Raw genomic sequence first — 16,734 nt, 5'->3', positions numbered from 1 at the left:
TTCTGCTCGGTGACCAGCTTCACCGCCTCGGCACGGAACTCCGCCGTGTAGCTCTGATTCTTCTTCATCCTCTTGCCCGTCTGCTCTCTGTTCGAGGCGGGTGTCCACGGAAGTCAGGCTACCTCAAGCTCCGGTAGCAGAACTGTTGAGTCAATGCGGCTCTCACCTTGATTGACGCGCGGCAGCTTGAGCAGCACCAAGCTCCAGCGCTCCTGGCCCTGAGGCGGCTCGCTGCAGGCCAACGCAATGAGTTGCGCCTCGCCCGCGCCATCGAGCGTGCGGGCCTTGCGATGCGCCTGGGGTCGGCGAAACACCGCCGCCTGCCAGCCTTCTTCAGCGCAATGCTGGTGCACCCGGCGAACCGTCGCCACACAGCTGCGCAATGCTGCAGCAATGGCCGCATCCGTAGCCCCGTCGACCGAGCGCAGCAGGATGCGCGCATGCAGCCGCTCCCGGGTCGAGCGACGGTACGAGCGAACCACGCGCTCCACCGCCGAGCGGTCGTCGGCACTGAGTTCCACCGGATGCTGCTTGGCCGACATGACTGTCTCCCGGCTGCCAAACCCAGGTTAAACCCCACTTCGCAGCAAACGTTTCATTGCTACGGCGGCAGAGCAGTAGCACCGAGCAGCGGTGCTGGGATTGTCACCTCTACAAGGCGCGCCACTTGGTTAAGAGCTTCTTCGCCCGGTTCAAGCAATACCGCGCGATTGCCACCCACTGCGACAAAAAAGTTTTGCAATTTCCTTGGCGCCATCCACTTGGCGACTTCTATCGTTTGAATCAATTGCTGATGGCCCTGACCGAATGCTGCACGCTTCACGGGCGACAAGTCAGACGCGAGACGGTGATACCACTCATCGCATCCTCCAATAAATGAAGGCCAGTGTCATACAGCAACAGCATGCAGTTCGTAAACACGTTCTTCTCGCTCCACTTGGGAAGGCTGAGACAGCAAGAAAGTGTTCCAACCTAGATGCGAGGCCGATGCTGTGGCTGCGCCACCAAGCCGGGTAAGTGCTACAGCTTCGACGCGCAGGCGCAAGTGCACTTCGTATTCCAGATTTACACCGCTGGACAGCGTTAATAACTCCTTGAGCGCCAGCGCCCCCGGGCGGCCAGGAAGAAAGCGTCGATACTGAGCTTCACTCAGCGGGCCCACGACCACGCGCAATCGCAAATCGCGCTGCCATACGCGTCCGCCAAGCAAAGCATTGCGACCCAATACCGCATTAGCGGAACCAAGCAAAGTCAAATTCTCGGACGCTAGTGCACACCACCGACCTATCAACTGCTTGATATTCACTGCCACGCCAAAATAGTCTGACAGCACACGCTGTAGATGGCTGGCACTGATACAGCGGCGTTGAAGCAGTCCGGCGTAATAAGCCAGTGCATGATCAGACACACCACCCTGGGATGCAAGCAAGCGATTTTGCAGCGAAGTTGAGCCCATCCCAGCGAGGCTGAGCACCATAGATAAGCCGTGGTCGTGACCGCGAGCCTCCGACCGCAACGGCAGCCGATGCTTGTGCCAAGCTGCGTGGAAAAGCGTAACGGCGCGGTGCTGAAAAATGTCAAGAAACGCTCGGGCAGTGCTGTCGCGATGCAATATCTCGCGTGCGATCAGTTGCTCGCTATAGGCCAGCGGCAGCACACCGCTGGCACCTAGCAGGCTCATAAAAGACGGCGTGATTTCGATTCGCTGCCAAGCCGATGGATCAAGCGCCTCGCTGCCTGCAGCGTCCGGGCTGTCGACAACGTCATCAAGAACGACATCCAGAGCCGCAATCTCACTGGCTGGAAATGAAAGCGAAATTGCGTTGCGAAATTGCAGCGCAAGCTTCCGGTTTTGCGCATGACATGCCACCCAATTCTCGATCAACCGCACCGCCTGATGGAATTCAAATTGATGAGGCTGGCGAAACAGCTGGACAATCGGGCGCATCAAGGAATTAACCCGGCCAAGGGTCTCTAGCGGTAAAGCACGCATCACGGTCATATCAATGGTGCGCCACCAATGCGGGGCGCTCCATCAAACAGTACTTGGTCCGTACGAAACGACAGCAACTGCAATCGAACAAAGGTATTAAGGTGCGCGTACAGGCCAAAGAAATGTTCCATTACTTGAGCAAACAGGAATAGGCCACGACCAACGAAATAATGCTCATTGACCGTCAGCTGGATTTCAGTGCCACGCACGAGGACGGCATAAGGGTTACCCACCGCACAGCCTTCTACAGACCGATACTCGACACTGACCAGCCCATCTATCAACCGCTCGGCATGCGTACAGTCACTGAGGTCGTATAGGCGCAGCACCTCTTTGAGAGCATCAATGCCCATTTTTGGCAACGACAAGTGACTTAATGAAAGAAGCGACATAAGCCGCCGCAAGCCTTCTGTATGCAAGTTAATGCGCCTAGGCAATGAAGGCCTGCGCAGCAGCCGTGGCCGTATTGACTCAAGAACCAAATCGGTCTTGTCAGCCTGCGAATTTCCGTCGGCCCATCCAATCTCACCCTTTTGAACGATCAGTTCAAGATCGCCATCCGCCTTCCCAATACTTATCTGGCAAGGCAGCTCCCGGTTAGTCGCGCGTAACTCGATAGAAAGCGTGTCGGCATGATTGACAGATGCATCAAAGCACATGTCTGTTAAACCAATTTCCGTTTCACAGCCCGGGCTCATTTCCGACATCATATCGCTGCGAAACGCATACCAATAAGGTGGAGGCTGATCACCGTTAGATGACAAATGCTCGTGAAGAAGCGAATAAATATGTGGGATCGCCTCAACAGTCGTGCCCATCTCAGTTTCATGAGCGCGGAGTACCCGATCGATCGCGTACACCTCGTAATTGGGAATGTTGGCGTGCTCTGGAAGCACCCGATAAGTGGTGGAGCGGTGGTTAATTTTGATGGGTGAAGCCTGCCGGCTGAACAAATTGATAACTGGAGCACAACCGGTCAGAAAATTACTTGCATTGACAAGCTCGAGCAGGCGTGCTTCTTTGCTGTCGCTCCTGATCCCCGACAGAATGAAATGCAGACAAAGTTCTCGGTCATCGACGTGCATTGCAAGCTCGGGCAATGGCAAGTCGACGAAATTAAATTTTTCTGGAAAAGCAAAGTAATCAATCAGCAACTGATAGGCTTGGTGGCACCGCGCATCGACATCGATCAAAACCTCGCTGTCATGAAAACCAACCGGCCGCGGGCGAAGCGTTGACGAATGCCAGGAGCCATATTTTGAGGTTTGGACCAGCGTCGCGGTAACCTTACTGACCAATGTCTCGCGCAACAAAGTCACCAACGCAGGTTCTCCGTCAATAAACAAACGGATGTGTTCAACACCAAGGTCTCTCCAGCAGGAGACACTTGGTGCGAGCTCGAAGCGAATGGATAACCTTGCCGTGTCATAGTCGGAAAGCGTGGGACTGTACGGTTCATTGATACCAGCCCGGAGTCCCGCATCAACCACCTGCAAGGGCAACAATTGCGCGGTGGCCGTGGTCGTGAAGCGGCAGGTGACGTTATGGATCGAGCGGGCGTCCAGCACCGCACCGCGTGGAATTGCTTTGCTGGTGTGCATGCATTGCGCCGCCTGGCCCAAATCGAAACGGACGATGGAACAGGATGGAAAAGGACGCAAGTAATGGGGGTAGAACAACCCAAGGAGAGTCTGCGTGAACAGGGGAAAATCGTCATCAAGGCGCTTGTGCATGCGAGCACTCAGCACTGCGAAGCCTTGAGCGAGACGCTCCACGTGGGGGTCCTGCAGTACTTGGTTGCCTGTTAAGAGACGCCCTGCAATGCGCGGATAGCGGCGCGCAAATTCATTTGCCGTGTCGTGCAAAAACGCCAACTCACTTTCAAACTGGGAAAGCAACCGGTGCATTGCATCTGCTCCTTCAAGACCGTGCCAAAGCACGAGGGCCGTTGGAAACCGCATAACGGTTGGAGCCTGGATGCAACACAGCATCGAAAGCCACCGGCTCGGAATCGGACGTGACCTGAAGGTTGGCATGGATGGAGAAGCACAGCGCGGCATTGGCGGACAGGTCCTCGCGAACAAAGACATGGACATCGGAGAGCCGTGTCTCATGGTCCTGCAGCGCGCGAGTGATGGCGCAAACAATACGATGGCGGTCGCGGTCGCTGGCTAAACTTAACGAAGTAATATCGGACAAGCCAAAGGTCAGAAGTGAGCGGGCAGTACGGGGATGGTTTGCCAGTTGCCCCGGGCCATAGCCGGGCCTGGTGTTGAGCAGTGTTTCGATATCACGCGCTACCGATGCCTTGACTTGCTCAATATCCTGGCTTGTCGCAGATGTCACATCGGTGCTGGTCACCGCACCAAGCAGTTTGTCGAGCAATGAGGGCGCAAAGCAATTCATGGCGCGAAAGCTGGAAAATTAGCAGGTACTGCGGCGGCACGTGCACCGGCTATGGGCCTATTCACGTCGAAACGCGTACGGCAGGCCCATATCCTAGACCAGTGCCCAGTTGAGCATGCCGCGCGTGCAGGCAGCGGCGCGCCTATCAAACGGCAATATTGCGGGCCAAGTCCCAGCCGGCAATACCGGTGGAGGCAGACGATCCGTCCAGCTTGTGCTGTTTATACTCCCACGTGATCTTGCTGCACTTGAGGCCAAAGCGTTGCATGGGCAACTCGCCCTCACCGATTTCTGTGGCCACTGATGACACAATCACGTCGTCCAGCACAATCTTGTAGTAGTCAATCCGAGTCTGCGCTGTTGAAGTCGCGTTCTTGCCGCCATAAGCCCGGTAGAACGTGATGTAAACCTTGGGATATACCGTACCTGCAGCGCAGGCGCGGTTGAGCTTGGCCGATGCACGGTCGATGTCCTTGGTGAACACCAGCTCGCCAATCTCCGTACGCTCGGCCGTATGGGCACCTGCCGTGGAAGCCGTGGAAGACTTCGGTTGAGTGATAAGGTGGCTGAACGAGGTAATCTCTATCTCGTTGAGATGTGCGGTATCGGTGCTGTCACCCTGCAGCTCCGTTGCGCCAACGAATTTCAGGTAGATGTCTTTCATGGCAGAACGCTCTCCTTAGGTTGAGTCATCCCTTTTGGGATTGGGGCAGCTCGGCGACCAGACGCAAAGACACTGAAAGCTCATCGAGCTGGAAATGGGGCCTGATGAACGAAACTGCCCGGTAGACGCCAGGCCGTCCCGCAACTTCGGCCACCTGCACGCTGGCCTCGCGCAGGGGATATGTGGCTTTGGTTTCCTGCGTGGCGTTGTCGTCTTCGACAACGTACTGCCGCAGCCAGCGATTAAGAAAATCTTCAACGTTCTTGGCCGATGCGAAGCTGCCTATCTTGTCGCGCATCATGGCTTTCAGGTAATGCGCAATACGGCAAATACTGAACATGTACTGCAATTGCACCGAGAGTACTGCGTTGGCATTGGCAGCATCGTTGCTGTATTTTCTTGGTTTTTGGGTAGACTGAGTTCCAAAAAACGCGGCGTAATCAGTGTTCTTGCAATGCACCAAGGGAATGAAACCCAAGTCACTAAGTTCCTTCTCGCGGCGGTCCGTGATGGCGATTTCAGTGGGGCACTTGAGTGCCACCTCACCGTCGTCTGTTTTGAAGCAATGGGCGGGGAGGTCTTCTACCAAACCTCCCCCCTCAACACCACGAATGGCGGCACACCAGCCATGACTCTCGAAGGCTGCGGTGAGACGCGCAGCCATGGCATAGGCAGCGTTGATCCATAGGTACTTGCTATGGTCGCTACCATCAACGTCCTCGACAAAATTGAAGCTGTCGACCGCCGTGCCATCCTTAGGATTAAACGGCAAGCGGCCGAGAAAACGAGGCAGCGTCAAGCCGACGTAGCGCGCGTCTTCCGAATCTCGGAAAGAACGCCAACGTATATAGTCCACCGTATCGAATACTTTTGACATGTCGCGCGGCTTGCCCAACTCCGTGAAAGACTCAAGACCGAGCAATTCCGGGGATGCAGCAGCGATAAAGGGAGCGTGCGCCGCTGCAGCGACATGTGACATTTGCTCAACGAAGTACATATCCTCCGGTTGACGCGTAATATCGAAATCGCCAATCAATGCACCATAAGGTGCGCCACCAAAGGTTCCGAATTCTTCCTCGTACACTTTTTTGAAGAGCGTGCTCTGATCAAAATCAATCGCCGCCTTGAAATCCTTAACAAGCTCTTTTTTCGTCGCGTCAAGCACCTGTATTTTCATGCCCTTGCCAGCAGCGGTATGCTGACAAAGATAGCGCAGACCGCTCCAACTGGACTCAAGCTTCTGGAATTCGGGGTGGTGCATGACTTCGTTGAGCTGGGCAGAAATAAGCTCATCGATTTCTGCAATACGGACATCCAGCATGACCCCAAGGTTGTCAGAGATGGTCACCGTGCCCTGCATAACCTCTCTCACCAACTCCGAGACGAGATCGCATGCCCGGCGATGCTCGATCTCGGAGCGCGCCATCCTGCTTTGCACAACAATCTGGTTCAACAGGCTCATTTCCGTCACCGGTGTGACGGTGGTAATTTCCGTGGCAGCCTCGACCATGGCGTCACTCCTTTGGTTTGGAAGTTTCATCGCTCAAGCGCAGCAAGTTTTCGGTGTTGGACAACATCTCGCTGAGCAAGTCGTCCAGTCGATGATTGCCGGCCAATTTATTGCGCAAATCGGAAAGCCGGGTACGGGCTTCAATGAGTCGTCGTAGTGGCTCAATCTGCTCGGCCACGGCTTCGGGACGGAAATCCCGCATCGCGTTGAAGCACAAGTCCACTGCAAACTCTCCCGCTTCAGGGGTCAGCCTGTTTTTCACGCTGAACGAGGCGCCAGGCTGCATGCCTGCCATAACGTCATCGAAATTGTCGAGATCGACATGAACGAATTTTCGATCCTTCAACTTGCTCGGCGGCGTGACGGAACCAGACATGCCTGAAAAATCGCCAAGCACGCCAACGACAAATGGAAGCTCTTTCTTCTCAATCGCGTCGCCTACTTGAACGTCATAAGTAAGCTGGACCCGGGGAGGCCTGACCTTCTCAAGCCGTTTTTGCGCGCTGTCTTTTCGGGTCACTTCGTCCTCCTTGGCGGATTAGGTTTTCCGAGTAAAAACGGACTACTTCAGCTTGTCGAGCGGATTGCCTGCTGACGCGGCAGGGCGCTGTACGACGGGTTTCTTCAAGCGAGACACGGAAGGTTGGCTGGGAGGCGTCAACAGCGAGGCGGCCCCCAGCGTATCTCGCAGCGCTCGGGCTACGGTAATGGCCTCGTCACGCGACCCGACAGGGTAGGAACCCTCCTGTCGCAATGCCACAAGCGACCCGGCTGTGATGCGTAACCCACTCACCGCCAGAATGCTGTGTGCGACGTGATCCTGGCCATCTCGCTGCAATGCTTCTTGCGCCATGAGTATGGCGTTGCCATAGTCCTGAGCATTGAAATAGTTTTCAGACAGCCTCAGCCAAGGCAATTTTTCAGTGGGATGGCTTTGTGCTGCGGCACGGTATGCTGTACGCGCTTTTTCTTGATTTCCCTCCGACAGCGCGAGCTTGGCCTGTGTCATCCACTCATCCATCGATACGACTTTAGGTGTAACTTCGGATGGCTTTTCTGGCAACCGAGGTGATGACGCACAGCCTCCCAGCAGTATTGCAAGACAGCATCCGGCTGTAAGGCGGCCAACTTTAATTTGGACTTGAGGTGTGCTGCTAATCCTTGTTTTCCCCAAGAGGTCTTGGGCCAGAAAAAGCTTTTCCATGCCGAGCGTCCCTCCGCTTTGCTGAGTTGGATACCGTTGATGTAGAGGCGATTCCACCCTGCTGGGCCTCGCCCTAATGAAAGAAGCAAAGTCTGCAGGTGATGGAGACGATATCTCATTCTTTCCGTTAGGAAAGTGGCATCCGCTTACAAATGGGGGTTGGCTTTACCGGAGTCAGCGTGGTGTACGCGCGTTGTACAACCTGAGCCCATCAGGCCTGTCCATGCGGGAAGGGAAAACGCTTGTTTACATTTATTGAAAATCTTTGCTGGCCAAGCTGGGGCATTCCTGAACAGATGCAGGGCTCTGCTCATTTGCTGGTTGCAGTGAAGCCCTCGGTCCTGCGCTTGGCTTCTTGCTCCGCCGTACTGTCGTGTTGTTTGCTTTCCGCATGCAGTACCGCTTCAGAAAGTCACCACTCCGTGCTGGACAGCACGCTGCACAGTATTGGATTACAAAGGCTAGACGGAAATCCACTACCCAAGATCATATCTCCTGTCAATAGCAACATGACAGGAAATGAAACAAGGCGTTTTGAACTCAGACTGCATGCAGCTTACCTGCTGAACGTTGCGGAAGGAGGAGTGTCATTGCCCGTGGTAACCAAACTGTACAAGCTGCGCAATAGGTCGGCTTTTGAGCGAATGCCATTCAGCGCTTTTCAGCAATCGGATTTCAGGAATTACCAAAATTTATCCAATGACATCATTGAAATCCGTGAAATCGTTTTGACGCCGGGAGAGAAGTACGAGACCATGGAGAGCATGGAACCTGATGCCTCCTATTTTGCCGTCGCAGCCATTTTCCGTTCTCCCGCAGAAAGGCGTTGGCTTTTCATATTCGATGCTCGCACCATTGCCAACACCGGGGTTACGCTGGGTCTGCATGGGTGTGCAGTCAGCGTGGCGGCAGGACAACCGTTGAATGTACCCTCTGAACTCAAATACATTGCTGGCGTGCGCTGTAACGGACCATTTCCTTGATCGCCAATCCCGGCTTGCTGTGCAATTCAATTTCAGGCCTTGGGGTTTGCTTGCTGTGCAATTGCAGCGTGCGGGGTGAATTCATGACCCAGGAGTTCAAATGATCCGTTCAGCCAAGGTTTTATGGGGCGAAGGCCTTTTTCTTAGGCCTCAGCACTTTCAGAGACAAGATGCCTATCACGAGTGGCGCCAAGCAGAGATTGCGCGCGCGCTACATCCATACAGTTGGGGCATTCGCGAATTGAAATTCGACACCGGAGCACTCTTAACCGGTGTGCTGAGAATCACGGAATTGCGGCTTATATTTCCAGATGGTGAGCTTTACTCCGCGCCGCACGACGACGACTTGCCCGATCCGCTGTCACTCTCGGACTGGCACACTGGCGCCACGGAAGCCGTGCTGTACCTGGCCATGGCGCCAATGCGTAGCGTGGGAGCAAATTTTTCTCAGGAATCCAGCGGTGCTTCAACAGGCATGCGTTATGCGTTGCACGAGGAAACTGCCCATGATTGGTTCACCGAATCGGCGGAGATGCAACTGTCAACGCTGCGTCGCCGAGTACGTCTGCTGAGCGAGCAGGACGCACGCGAGCACTTGATCTCGTTGCCGCTGCTGCGCTTGCGGCGTCGCCCGGCAGGTGGGGTCGAAATTGATGCATCGTTCATTCCCCCATCCTTGTCGTTGGCGGCTTCACCTGCGCTGCAGGACATGCTGCGTGGCCTGCTCGACACCCTGCACGCCAAGGCGAATGCTTTATATGGTGTACATCGTGAGCCATCGCGCCATGTGATTGAATTTCGCTCTGGAGACGTAGCGTCCTTTTGGCTGCTCCACACTTGCAATGCGGCGTTCGCTGCCTTGTCCCATCTGTATCGGCACCCGCTGCTGCACCCCGAGCGCCTGTTCGAGCGAATGCTGGAACTCGCAGGTGCACTGACCACCTTTTCCAGGTCTTACAGCTTGGCCGATTTGCCGGCCTATGATCACGACAAGCCGGCAGCTTGCTTTGCCAAGCTCGAAAATATTGTGCGAGATTTGCTCGATACAGTAATATCGACCCGCTATTTCTCGATCGCACTGCAAGAGGTACGCAGTTGCTACTATCAAGGTCGGCTTGATTCGCAGAAAATAAACTCCAACACTTGGTTTTTGGTGGGAGTACAGGCTCGCTTGCCCGCAGCTGAATTGGTGGAGCTGATTCCGCATCGCTTTAAAATTGGTGCACCAGATGATGTCGAGAAATTGGTGCTGTCCGCCACCCATGGCGTGCGGCTTGTGCATACACCGCAAGTGCCAGCGGCGATTCCCGTACGACCCAATGCGTTGTACTTCAGCTTGGATTGCCGTGGTCCGTTGTATGAGCGCATGCTGCAGTCGGGCACCTTGACCCTTTATACGCCTTCCGGGTTGCCTGACCTGCAACTCGAACTCTTTGCCCTGAACGATGCGCAGTGACGGCAAGGCGTACCTCACTGCTCGCGCGCAAAGGACTCGACCATGAAAAGTGCTCAAGTGCCCTCAATTCTGGCCGAGGGCAGCAGGCCGTCGTCATCCCAAACAGGATGCGCGCCAGCAGAATTAGGTGAAAAACCGCGCACGCTGACGGATCTGCTCCATCCCGGTTTTTATATGGTTTTTCTACTGCGCAATGGCCATGTACCGGCAGAAGGGTCTACCTTTCGAGAGCAAGTGCGCCGCCTTCTGTCCGAAGTCGAGCATCATGCGCACGAGTTGCAGCTGCCCTCGGACCATGCGGCGGAGGCATTATTTGCTTTTTGTGCCTTGATTGATGAAGTCATATTGGAGTCAAAGCTGAGTATCCGGAGTGATTGGGAATGCAGCCCCCTGCAATTGGAAATGTTTGGCGAGCATATGGCAGGCGAGCGCTTTTTCGATAAGCTGGAAATTCTACGCAGGCACAGTGCAGTTCATCTGAGCGTGCTGGAAGTATTCCATATGTGCTTACTGCTGGGTTTCAAGGGTCGCTATGTGCTCGAAGGCAAAGAGAAGCTCGATTATCTGACGGCACGGTTGGGCGATGAGATTTCACATCTGCAAGACCGGCGTGCCGCTTTTGCGCCGCACTGGGCTGTGCCAGACAACGTTGTGCATCGGCTGCGCGGTGATACACCCCTGTGGGTTACGCTGCTTCTTTTTGTCGCTCTGACACTCGTGGCATTCATCACTTTGCGCTTGAAATTGCAGGATGCTTCCGAGCAGGATTTAGCGAGATATAGCGATATCGTGCAGCTGGCGCCGCGATCCGCTCATGTCACGATCACGTTGCCGTGACGCGCTTGTCAATAACAGTTCATTGATAAATAGAGGCGGTCTCAAATCTGAAGTGCAACACCTCGCCGGCAGGTAAGGTCTGCACGTGACGTCATCGCAACACAAGCAACTCCAGCCCGAGGACCGGGTGACGACTGCCAGCCTCAAACAGCAAGGGCGCAGCGTTTCGATGCCGTTGCCCGCTTCTGTGCAGGCAGTCAGCGGCCTGCCACCGCCTGCGCCAGCAGCGCGTCCCACCCTGGATAGTCTTGCGGCGCCAGCGTGAACTTGCGGGCAAAGGCACCGATGGACGCGCCCGCCGCCAAGGCTCGCACGTAGGCGGCGCCGTTCGTGACCCAGCTGCCGCCCAGCAGCGTGATGCCGCGGGCGAACAGCGGGTCCGGTGGGCAGCCCACGCTGGGTCCGACCAGCGCCAGTCGCCGCGCGCCGCGGCAGTGCGCCAGCATGGCGTCCAGCGTGTCGTTGAGCAGCAGCGTGCCGGTGGAGAGCACCTTGTCGCAGCCGGAAAGCTCGGCCGGGTCCAGCGTCACCCGCACCCCGTCACGCTCCCCCACCAGATCGGCCCGCAGCTCGACCACCAGCACCCGGGCGCCACGCGCCCGGATCAGCGGGATCAACGGAGTGAAGTAGCCGATCATGCCCACCGTCTCGTCCCGCTGCGGATCGAGCGCGCCGATGGAGTCACGACTGACTGGCGGCACGAAACCGGCCCGGTCGAACAACCAGCGAGTCAGCGCATTGAGCGCCGCGAAACCCAGCGTGCGCTCGATGGGATCGGCACTCGCGTAGCACTGCGCCAGCGCCGGCGCATCGACACCGGCCAATGCCGCACGGTCCACCCGGTGGCGCAGGCCGGCCCAGGTGTCACCCAGCAGCACATAGGACAGGCCTAGCGTGCCCTCCTCCAGCTCCAGCGCGGCGAACTCGCCGCGCATCGCTTCGGTAGCGGGCGGAGGCGGCAGGTGCAGAGCTCGCACGCGCGGCAGCGGTGCCAGGGCCGTGAGCGCCTGGATCAGGGCAAGGGCGTCGGTGGCGTAGCTCATTCCGTCTTTCCGGTGGCATGCCGCGCCGCGCGTGGGGACAGGGCATTGGGAAAGTACAGCGCCGTCAGGCTCTTGCTGTGCACGGGCGAGAAGCCGCGGCTGTCGCCGCCTTCGGCCGCATCGGCATAGCGGCGCCAGTCGCGCACCCAGTGGATGTCGTCGCAGACCTCCAGCAGCCCTATGGTTTCGCGGTCACCCACCAGCACGCCCTGCACGCGCAACCCGAAGCGGGCCTGCGCCTCGTCCAGCCGCTGCAGCGTGTGCGGCACGCAGCCGAACTCGCCATCGCTCACCAGCAGCACATCGGCGTGATGCCAGTGCGCCTCGTGCACGCGCTCGATGGCCCGCTCGATCGGCGTTTGGATGTCGGTGCCGCCGTCGAAGCTCTGGCCCATGAGGTCCAGCAGCCCCTGCAACCCGCCCCCGCCGCCGAGGTCGCGTTCCAGCACCTCGTTCGGACCGCCGAAGGCGATGAGCTTGCAATCGCGGCCCTGCTCGTGCGCCGCGCGCAGCGCCGCGATGGCCACCGCCTTGGCGATGTTCTCGGGTGCGCCGCGCATCGAGCCGGAGGTGTCCAGGCACAGGATGATGGGCCCACGCTCCAGCGGCTCCGGCTCGGCCTGGGCGGCGCGCCGGCGCGTCGGCGCCTGCGGGTCCGCACGCCAGTCCGTCAGCACGGCCTGCGTTTCCCAGCTCAACAACCGGGCCTCGGCATGGCGGGCGCGCCAGAGCTTCTTCAGCACCGGGTGGCGCAGCATCACCGCCTCGCTGGCAAGCATGCGTTCCGGACGCGAAGAGAAGCGCACCCCGACGATCTCGCCGGGCGCATCGGGCAGCCGGGTCTCGATGGCACGCAGGGCCTGCGGCGGGGCATGGCGCGCACTTTCGCGCGACTGCGGCGCGGCGGCGGTGGCGCTGCGCTCGGCCCGGCCCAGACGCCGGATCAGCGCCACCAGAGCCGGCAGCTGCTGCAGCCACTCGCTGGCGCGGCGCGCGGCCTGCCAAGAGCGCGAGTGCAGCTGCCCGTGCAGCTCGTCCCAGCGCATGTGGCCGAGGTCGCCCAGGCTGCGCAGCAGCGCCAGGTGCTCCTCCAGGCCAGCGCTCTCCAGTGTCCACTCGCTGCGGAACGCCTCCGTGATCCGAGCGATGGCCTCGTCGCGCGACAGCCGCGGCTGATGGTCGACGATGCGGTCCAGGTGCCACAGCAACGTGCGCAGCACCTGCTCGGCCAGGGCGGGCACGCCGCGCGCGAGGCTGGGCAGGCCCAGCTCGCCCACGACGCGGCGCAGCGGCACGCTGGCGGCAGCGTCGCCGAAGTCCGCATCCGCGGGCGGCAGCACACCGGCCGTGAGACGGTCGAGCCAGAGGCGCGCGTCCGCAAGGCGCTGGCCCCGTTCACCGGCGCTGGTGATCAAGCTTGGCAGCCACAGCGAGCGCGGCAGCGCCTGCAGCTGGTCGTAGGGACGGTCCAGGTCAGCAGCCATGCCGGCGTCAGGCTTGCAGCGCCTCGAGCGGCACCGGCGAGGGTGCGGCGCTGTCGAGCTGTGCATCAACGGGCAGGCCCGCAAAGCCCTCGCGCGCATGCGCCAGGCGCTGGATCAGCCCTTCCAGCACGGAGCGGGTGTGGGCATGCGCGCCCCGCATGCGCTGCGCCAACTCGGGAGGCAGCCAGAAGCGTCCTTGCAGCCGCGCGGCCAGTGCCCGTTCCGCGGCCGCAGCCGCGGCGCGCTGGTCGCGGGCCTGAGCCAGCACCTCATCGACCTGTGCCACGCGCGCCTCGATGTGGACCGGGCTGTAGCGGCGACGCAGCTTCTCCTCCAGGGTGCCGGACACCATGCGCAGCACTTGCTGGCCCTCCTCGCCGCCAGCGATCGAGCGCGCCAGAGCCAGCTTGCCGGCGGCATTGGCGGCGTCGGGGTCATCGGGCGCCGACTGCTCGATCTCCAGCTGCTTCTCGATGGCCTCGACCGCGCGCGTCAGCCAGGGCGCGTCCTGGGGCACCGCGCCAATCAGCGTGTGCGCGAACCAGGCCGCCAGACGCGGCACGTCGTCCGGACTGCCGCAGGCCACATAGGGCGCCGTCCACAGGTCCAGCGCGTCGATCTCCGCGCGGCCCTCGGTGGCCGCTGCCACGCGCAGCAGTCCCACCCACTGGCGCCAGCGCCGGTCCGACAGGGGAAGGTCCTGTGAGCGCAGCCACTCGCGCAAGGCACGGCAGGCCGCCTCGGCCGCCTCGCTCAGCCCCACCTGTGCCGCGGCTTGCGCCACCGTGGCGCGCTCCTCGGCGGTCAAGGGGTCGGCCGGCACGCCGGCCATGGGCTGGAGCTGGAGCAAGGCGCTGAACGACGCGTCGCTGACCGGCGCCACCGGCACGCGCAGCAGGAAGCGGTCGAAGAAGGCCTGCAATGCTTCGTCTGCAGGCACCTCGTTGCTCGCCCCCACCACGCTGATCAGCGGCGTGCCCTCCCGCCCGCTGCCGTTGTCGAACTCTCGTTCGTTGAGCAGCGTGAGCAGCGCATTGAGGATGGCCGAGTTGGCCTTGAACACCTCGTCAAGGAAGGCAATGCCGGCCGTGGGCAGAAAGCCGTCGGTCAGCCGCTCGTAGCGGTCGTCCTCCAGCGCCTTGAGCGACAGCGGGCCGAACAGCTCTTCCGGCGTCGAGAAGCGCGTGAGCAGGCGCTCGAAATAGTGGGCGCCCGCGAAGGCACGGTGCAGCCGCCGCGCGAGCTCGCTCTTGGCGGTACCGGGCGGGCCGATCAACAGCACATGCTCGCCCGCCAGCGCGGCCAGCAAGGCCAGCCGCACAGCCGTCTGGCGCTCCAGCAGGCCGGCTTCCAGTGCTTCGAGCAGCGCGCCCAGGCGCGCGGGAGGGATGGGTGTCATGCGGTGATTGTGGCAATCGGCCCAGCGCCCCAATAAGGAACAGGATCAAGGAATCGCCTCATTGAGGATGAGAGCGGCACACGCGTCCTGTCCGAATCGGTCCAGATGCGACGGCGTACGCGCTGCTTCGCACACCGTTCTTTACCTGGGCTTTACATGACACAGGTGAACGGCGTGTGCTCCCGATCCGTTGGAAGTACCTGCATGGCTCTACGGAGCGGTGCCGCTACACCCAAGGAGATGCATTCATGAGCAGCAACAAGTTCGTCATCGCGGTACTGGCCCTTGCAGGCGCCCTGGGCGCCGGCGCGGCGCAGGCGCATGGCGGCGACGACGTCCAGTGGTCCGTGACCATCGGCAGCCCGGTCGGCGTGCCGGTGTACCGGCAACCGGCGCCGGTCTACACGCCTGCACCGATCGTCGTCCCGGCACCGGTCTACGTGCAGCCCGCGCCCTATCACGTCCAGCCTCCGCCCTTGAGCCGGCCGCGCGGCTACCAGCAGCCGACCCGTTGGGACCACGACGGCGATGGCATCCCCAACCGCCGCGACCGTCTCTACAACCCCGCCTGGGACCGCGACGGCGACGGCATCCCCAATCGTCACGACCGCTACAACAACATGCGCCACGACCGCGACGGCGACGGCATCCCGAACTGGCGCGACCGCCGCGACGGCTGGCGCTGAGCCCGTGCCGCGACGGCGGCCTGCAGGGCGGGAGCCCGCAGCCAAACGCCGCAGCAACAGCCCTCACAAACGCGATGGCCGTGCCTCCATCACGGCGACACGGCCAGCACGGCAATGAGACAAGCCGTGGCCATGAGCCATCCGGTGGGCTCACGGCCACAGACTCATGGTGAGGGTTGGAACACGATGTCCACCCAGTAGTTCGAACCCCGGTAGGACGAGTTCGGGAACTGCACCGTGGTGCCGCCGTAGGCGTACACGCCGTTGCCCCCGCTCTCGCCGTCCTTCAGCAGGTGGATGGGTCCGGTATCCACGCCACTGTTGACAAAGTAGCCGGAGTCCCCGGCATAGCGCCCGTTGGGCGCCCGGTACGAGGCCACGTAGACGGTGTTGGCGGTGATGGGCACCGGCGTGGTGAAGTTCGCCTGCTGCCAGCCCGTGGCCGTTTCGTTGATGAACTCCGCGGTGGCCAGCAGCGTGCCGTCGCTCGTCCACAGCGCACCGACGTGCGTACCGGTATTGCCGGAGCCCTTGTAGAAGCGGATGCCGGTGATGTGACCGCCCTTGTCGGTGCGGAATTTCACGCCGACGTTCACGACCGCGGCATCCCCGTCGCTGGCCACTGTCGGCGTTGCGGACTCGGGCCAGGCGGAGCACGGGCACACCATCTGCGTCACCGTCACCGTCCGGGTGGAAGGGGTACCCTGGATGTTGCCGGTGTCGTCCACCGCGCGGCTCATCAAGGTCGCCGTGCCCGTTTCCGTCGGTACCCAGGCGTAGCTCCAGTTGGCGCGGCCGTTGGCCGGATGCCAGGTGGCGCCGCCATCCACCGACACCTCCACCGCGCCGACCACGCCGCCGCCGCTGTCGCCGGCAGTGCCTGTGATCGTCACGCGGCTCGCGGCCGGGACGCTCGCACCAACCGTGGGCGAGGTGATGGTCGAGGTGGGCGCCGCCGTGTCGGTGGAGGCCGTGGCCGCCACCAGCGGCGACTGCAGCGTCGCGGGCTGCACGCCCATGTCCGCAAACAGGTTCACCGTGGCTTGGCGCATGCGCTGGTCCACTGCGG

The 16,734-nt window shown here is 60.2% G+C and carries 17 protein-coding genes; 4 read left to right on the top strand and 13 right to left on the bottom strand.

The features are described from left to right. Positions 1 to 113: 113 nt before the first annotated feature. The 9 genes from HHL10_RS29145 to HHL10_RS29105 form a co-directional block, all read right to left on the bottom strand. The gene (locus tag HHL10_RS29145; RefSeq protein WP_169163939.1) at positions 114 to 542 is read right to left on the bottom strand and encodes a helix-turn-helix domain-containing protein; all 429 of its coding nucleotides are present in this window, start codon (positions 540 to 542) and stop codon (positions 114 to 116) included. A gap of 59 nt (positions 543 to 601) precedes the next feature. Beyond that, positions 602 to 832, bottom strand: a complete 231-nt coding sequence (locus tag HHL10_RS30340) for a hypothetical protein (protein WP_205833279.1) — start codon at positions 830 to 832, stop codon at positions 602 to 604. 57 nt (positions 833 to 889) lie between these two features. Further along, entirely contained in the window at positions 890 to 2,002 is a 1,113-nt protein-coding gene (tssG, locus tag HHL10_RS29135; RefSeq protein ID WP_235971863.1) for a type VI secretion system baseplate subunit TssG, read from the bottom strand. Further along, a complete protein-coding gene (gene tssF / locus HHL10_RS29130) occupies positions 1,999 to 3,900 on the bottom strand; it encodes a type VI secretion system baseplate subunit TssF (RefSeq protein WP_169163938.1) in 1,902 nt (633 codons plus the stop codon). The genes tssG and tssF overlap by 4 nt, the downstream gene beginning before the upstream one ends. Before the next feature lie 13 nt (positions 3,901 to 3,913). Further along, the gene (gene tssE, locus HHL10_RS29125; RefSeq protein ID WP_169163937.1) at positions 3,914 to 4,378 is read right to left on the bottom strand and encodes a type VI secretion system baseplate subunit TssE; all 465 of its coding nucleotides are present in this window, start codon (positions 4,376 to 4,378) and stop codon (positions 3,914 to 3,916) included. A 166-nt stretch (positions 4,379 to 4,544) separates the two neighbouring features. Beyond that, entirely contained in the window at positions 4,545 to 5,063 is a 519-nt protein-coding gene (locus HHL10_RS29120) for an Hcp family type VI secretion system effector (protein ID WP_169163936.1), read from the bottom strand. 25 nt (positions 5,064 to 5,088) lie between these two features. After that, a complete protein-coding gene (gene tssC, locus HHL10_RS29115; protein ID WP_169163935.1) occupies positions 5,089 to 6,573 on the bottom strand; it encodes a type VI secretion system contractile sheath large subunit in 1,485 nt (494 codons plus the stop codon). A 4-nt stretch (positions 6,574 to 6,577) separates the two neighbouring features. Continuing rightward, positions 6,578 to 7,093 carry a type VI secretion system contractile sheath small subunit gene (gene tssB, locus HHL10_RS29110; protein WP_169163934.1) on the bottom strand — a complete coding sequence of 172 codons (516 nt, stop codon included), beginning with the start codon at positions 7,091 to 7,093 and terminating at the stop codon, positions 6,578 to 6,580. 42 nt (positions 7,094 to 7,135) lie between these two features. After that, positions 7,136 to 7,777, bottom strand: a complete 642-nt coding sequence (locus HHL10_RS29105) for a tetratricopeptide repeat protein (protein WP_169163933.1) — start codon at positions 7,775 to 7,777, stop codon at positions 7,136 to 7,138. A 242-nt stretch (positions 7,778 to 8,019) separates the two neighbouring features. On the opposite strand from HHL10_RS29105, the gene tssJ reads away from it, so the two are divergent. From tssJ to icmH, 3 genes are all read left to right on the top strand, one after another. Next, the gene (gene tssJ / locus HHL10_RS29100) at positions 8,020 to 8,760 is read left to right on the top strand and encodes a type VI secretion system lipoprotein TssJ (RefSeq protein WP_169163932.1); all 741 of its coding nucleotides are present in this window, start codon (positions 8,020 to 8,022) and stop codon (positions 8,758 to 8,760) included. 100 nt (positions 8,761 to 8,860) lie between these two features. After that, positions 8,861 to 10,216: a type VI secretion system baseplate subunit TssK gene (tssK, locus tag HHL10_RS29095; RefSeq protein WP_169163931.1), complete on the top strand. Its 1,356-nt coding sequence runs from the start codon at positions 8,861 to 8,863 to the stop codon at positions 10,214 to 10,216. Between the two features lie 42 nt (positions 10,217 to 10,258). Beyond that, positions 10,259 to 11,053, top strand: a complete 795-nt coding sequence (gene icmH / locus HHL10_RS29090) for a type IVB secretion system protein IcmH/DotU (protein WP_169163930.1) — start codon at positions 10,259 to 10,261, stop codon at positions 11,051 to 11,053. Positions 11,054 to 11,250: 197 nt separating this feature from the next. Here icmH and HHL10_RS29085 read toward each other — a convergent pair whose 3' ends face one another. The 3 genes from HHL10_RS29085 to HHL10_RS29075 are packed head-to-tail and all read right to left on the bottom strand — an operon-like array spanning position 11,251 to position 14,979. Beyond that, complete coding sequence (locus HHL10_RS29085; protein ID WP_169163929.1) at positions 11,251 to 12,096, bottom strand: Rossmann-like domain-containing protein; 846 nt, start codon at positions 12,094 to 12,096, stop codon at positions 11,251 to 11,253. Next, positions 12,093 to 13,580 (bottom strand): VWA domain-containing protein, encoded by a 1,488-nt coding sequence (locus HHL10_RS29080; protein ID WP_169163928.1) that lies wholly within the window; start codon positions 13,578 to 13,580, stop codon positions 12,093 to 12,095. Before HHL10_RS29080 ends, HHL10_RS29085 begins: the two co-directional genes overlap by 4 nt. A 7-nt stretch (positions 13,581 to 13,587) precedes the next feature. Continuing rightward, the gene (locus tag HHL10_RS29075) at positions 13,588 to 14,979 is read right to left on the bottom strand and encodes an AAA family ATPase (protein ID WP_169163927.1); all 1,392 of its coding nucleotides are present in this window, start codon (positions 14,977 to 14,979) and stop codon (positions 13,588 to 13,590) included. Positions 14,980 to 15,227: 248 nt separating this feature from the next. Between HHL10_RS29075 and HHL10_RS29070 the strand changes: the two genes are divergently transcribed. Then, positions 15,228 to 15,665: a hypothetical protein gene (locus HHL10_RS29070; protein ID WP_169163926.1), complete on the top strand. Its 438-nt coding sequence runs from the start codon at positions 15,228 to 15,230 to the stop codon at positions 15,663 to 15,665. A gap of 164 nt (positions 15,666 to 15,829) precedes the next feature. On the opposite strand, the gene HHL10_RS29065 is transcribed toward HHL10_RS29070, so the two are convergent. Then, positions 15,830 to 16,734 (bottom strand): DUF4082 domain-containing protein (locus tag HHL10_RS29065; protein WP_169163925.1); only part of this gene is annotated, 905 nt, incomplete at its 5' end.

Origin of the sequence: Azohydromonas caseinilytica (genome assembly GCF_012927045.1) — a bacterium.
Classification (GTDB): Bacteria; Pseudomonadota; Gammaproteobacteria; order Burkholderiales; family Burkholderiaceae_C; genus Azohydromonas; species Azohydromonas caseinilytica.
This window is presented reverse-complemented; position numbering and strand designations above follow the sequence as displayed.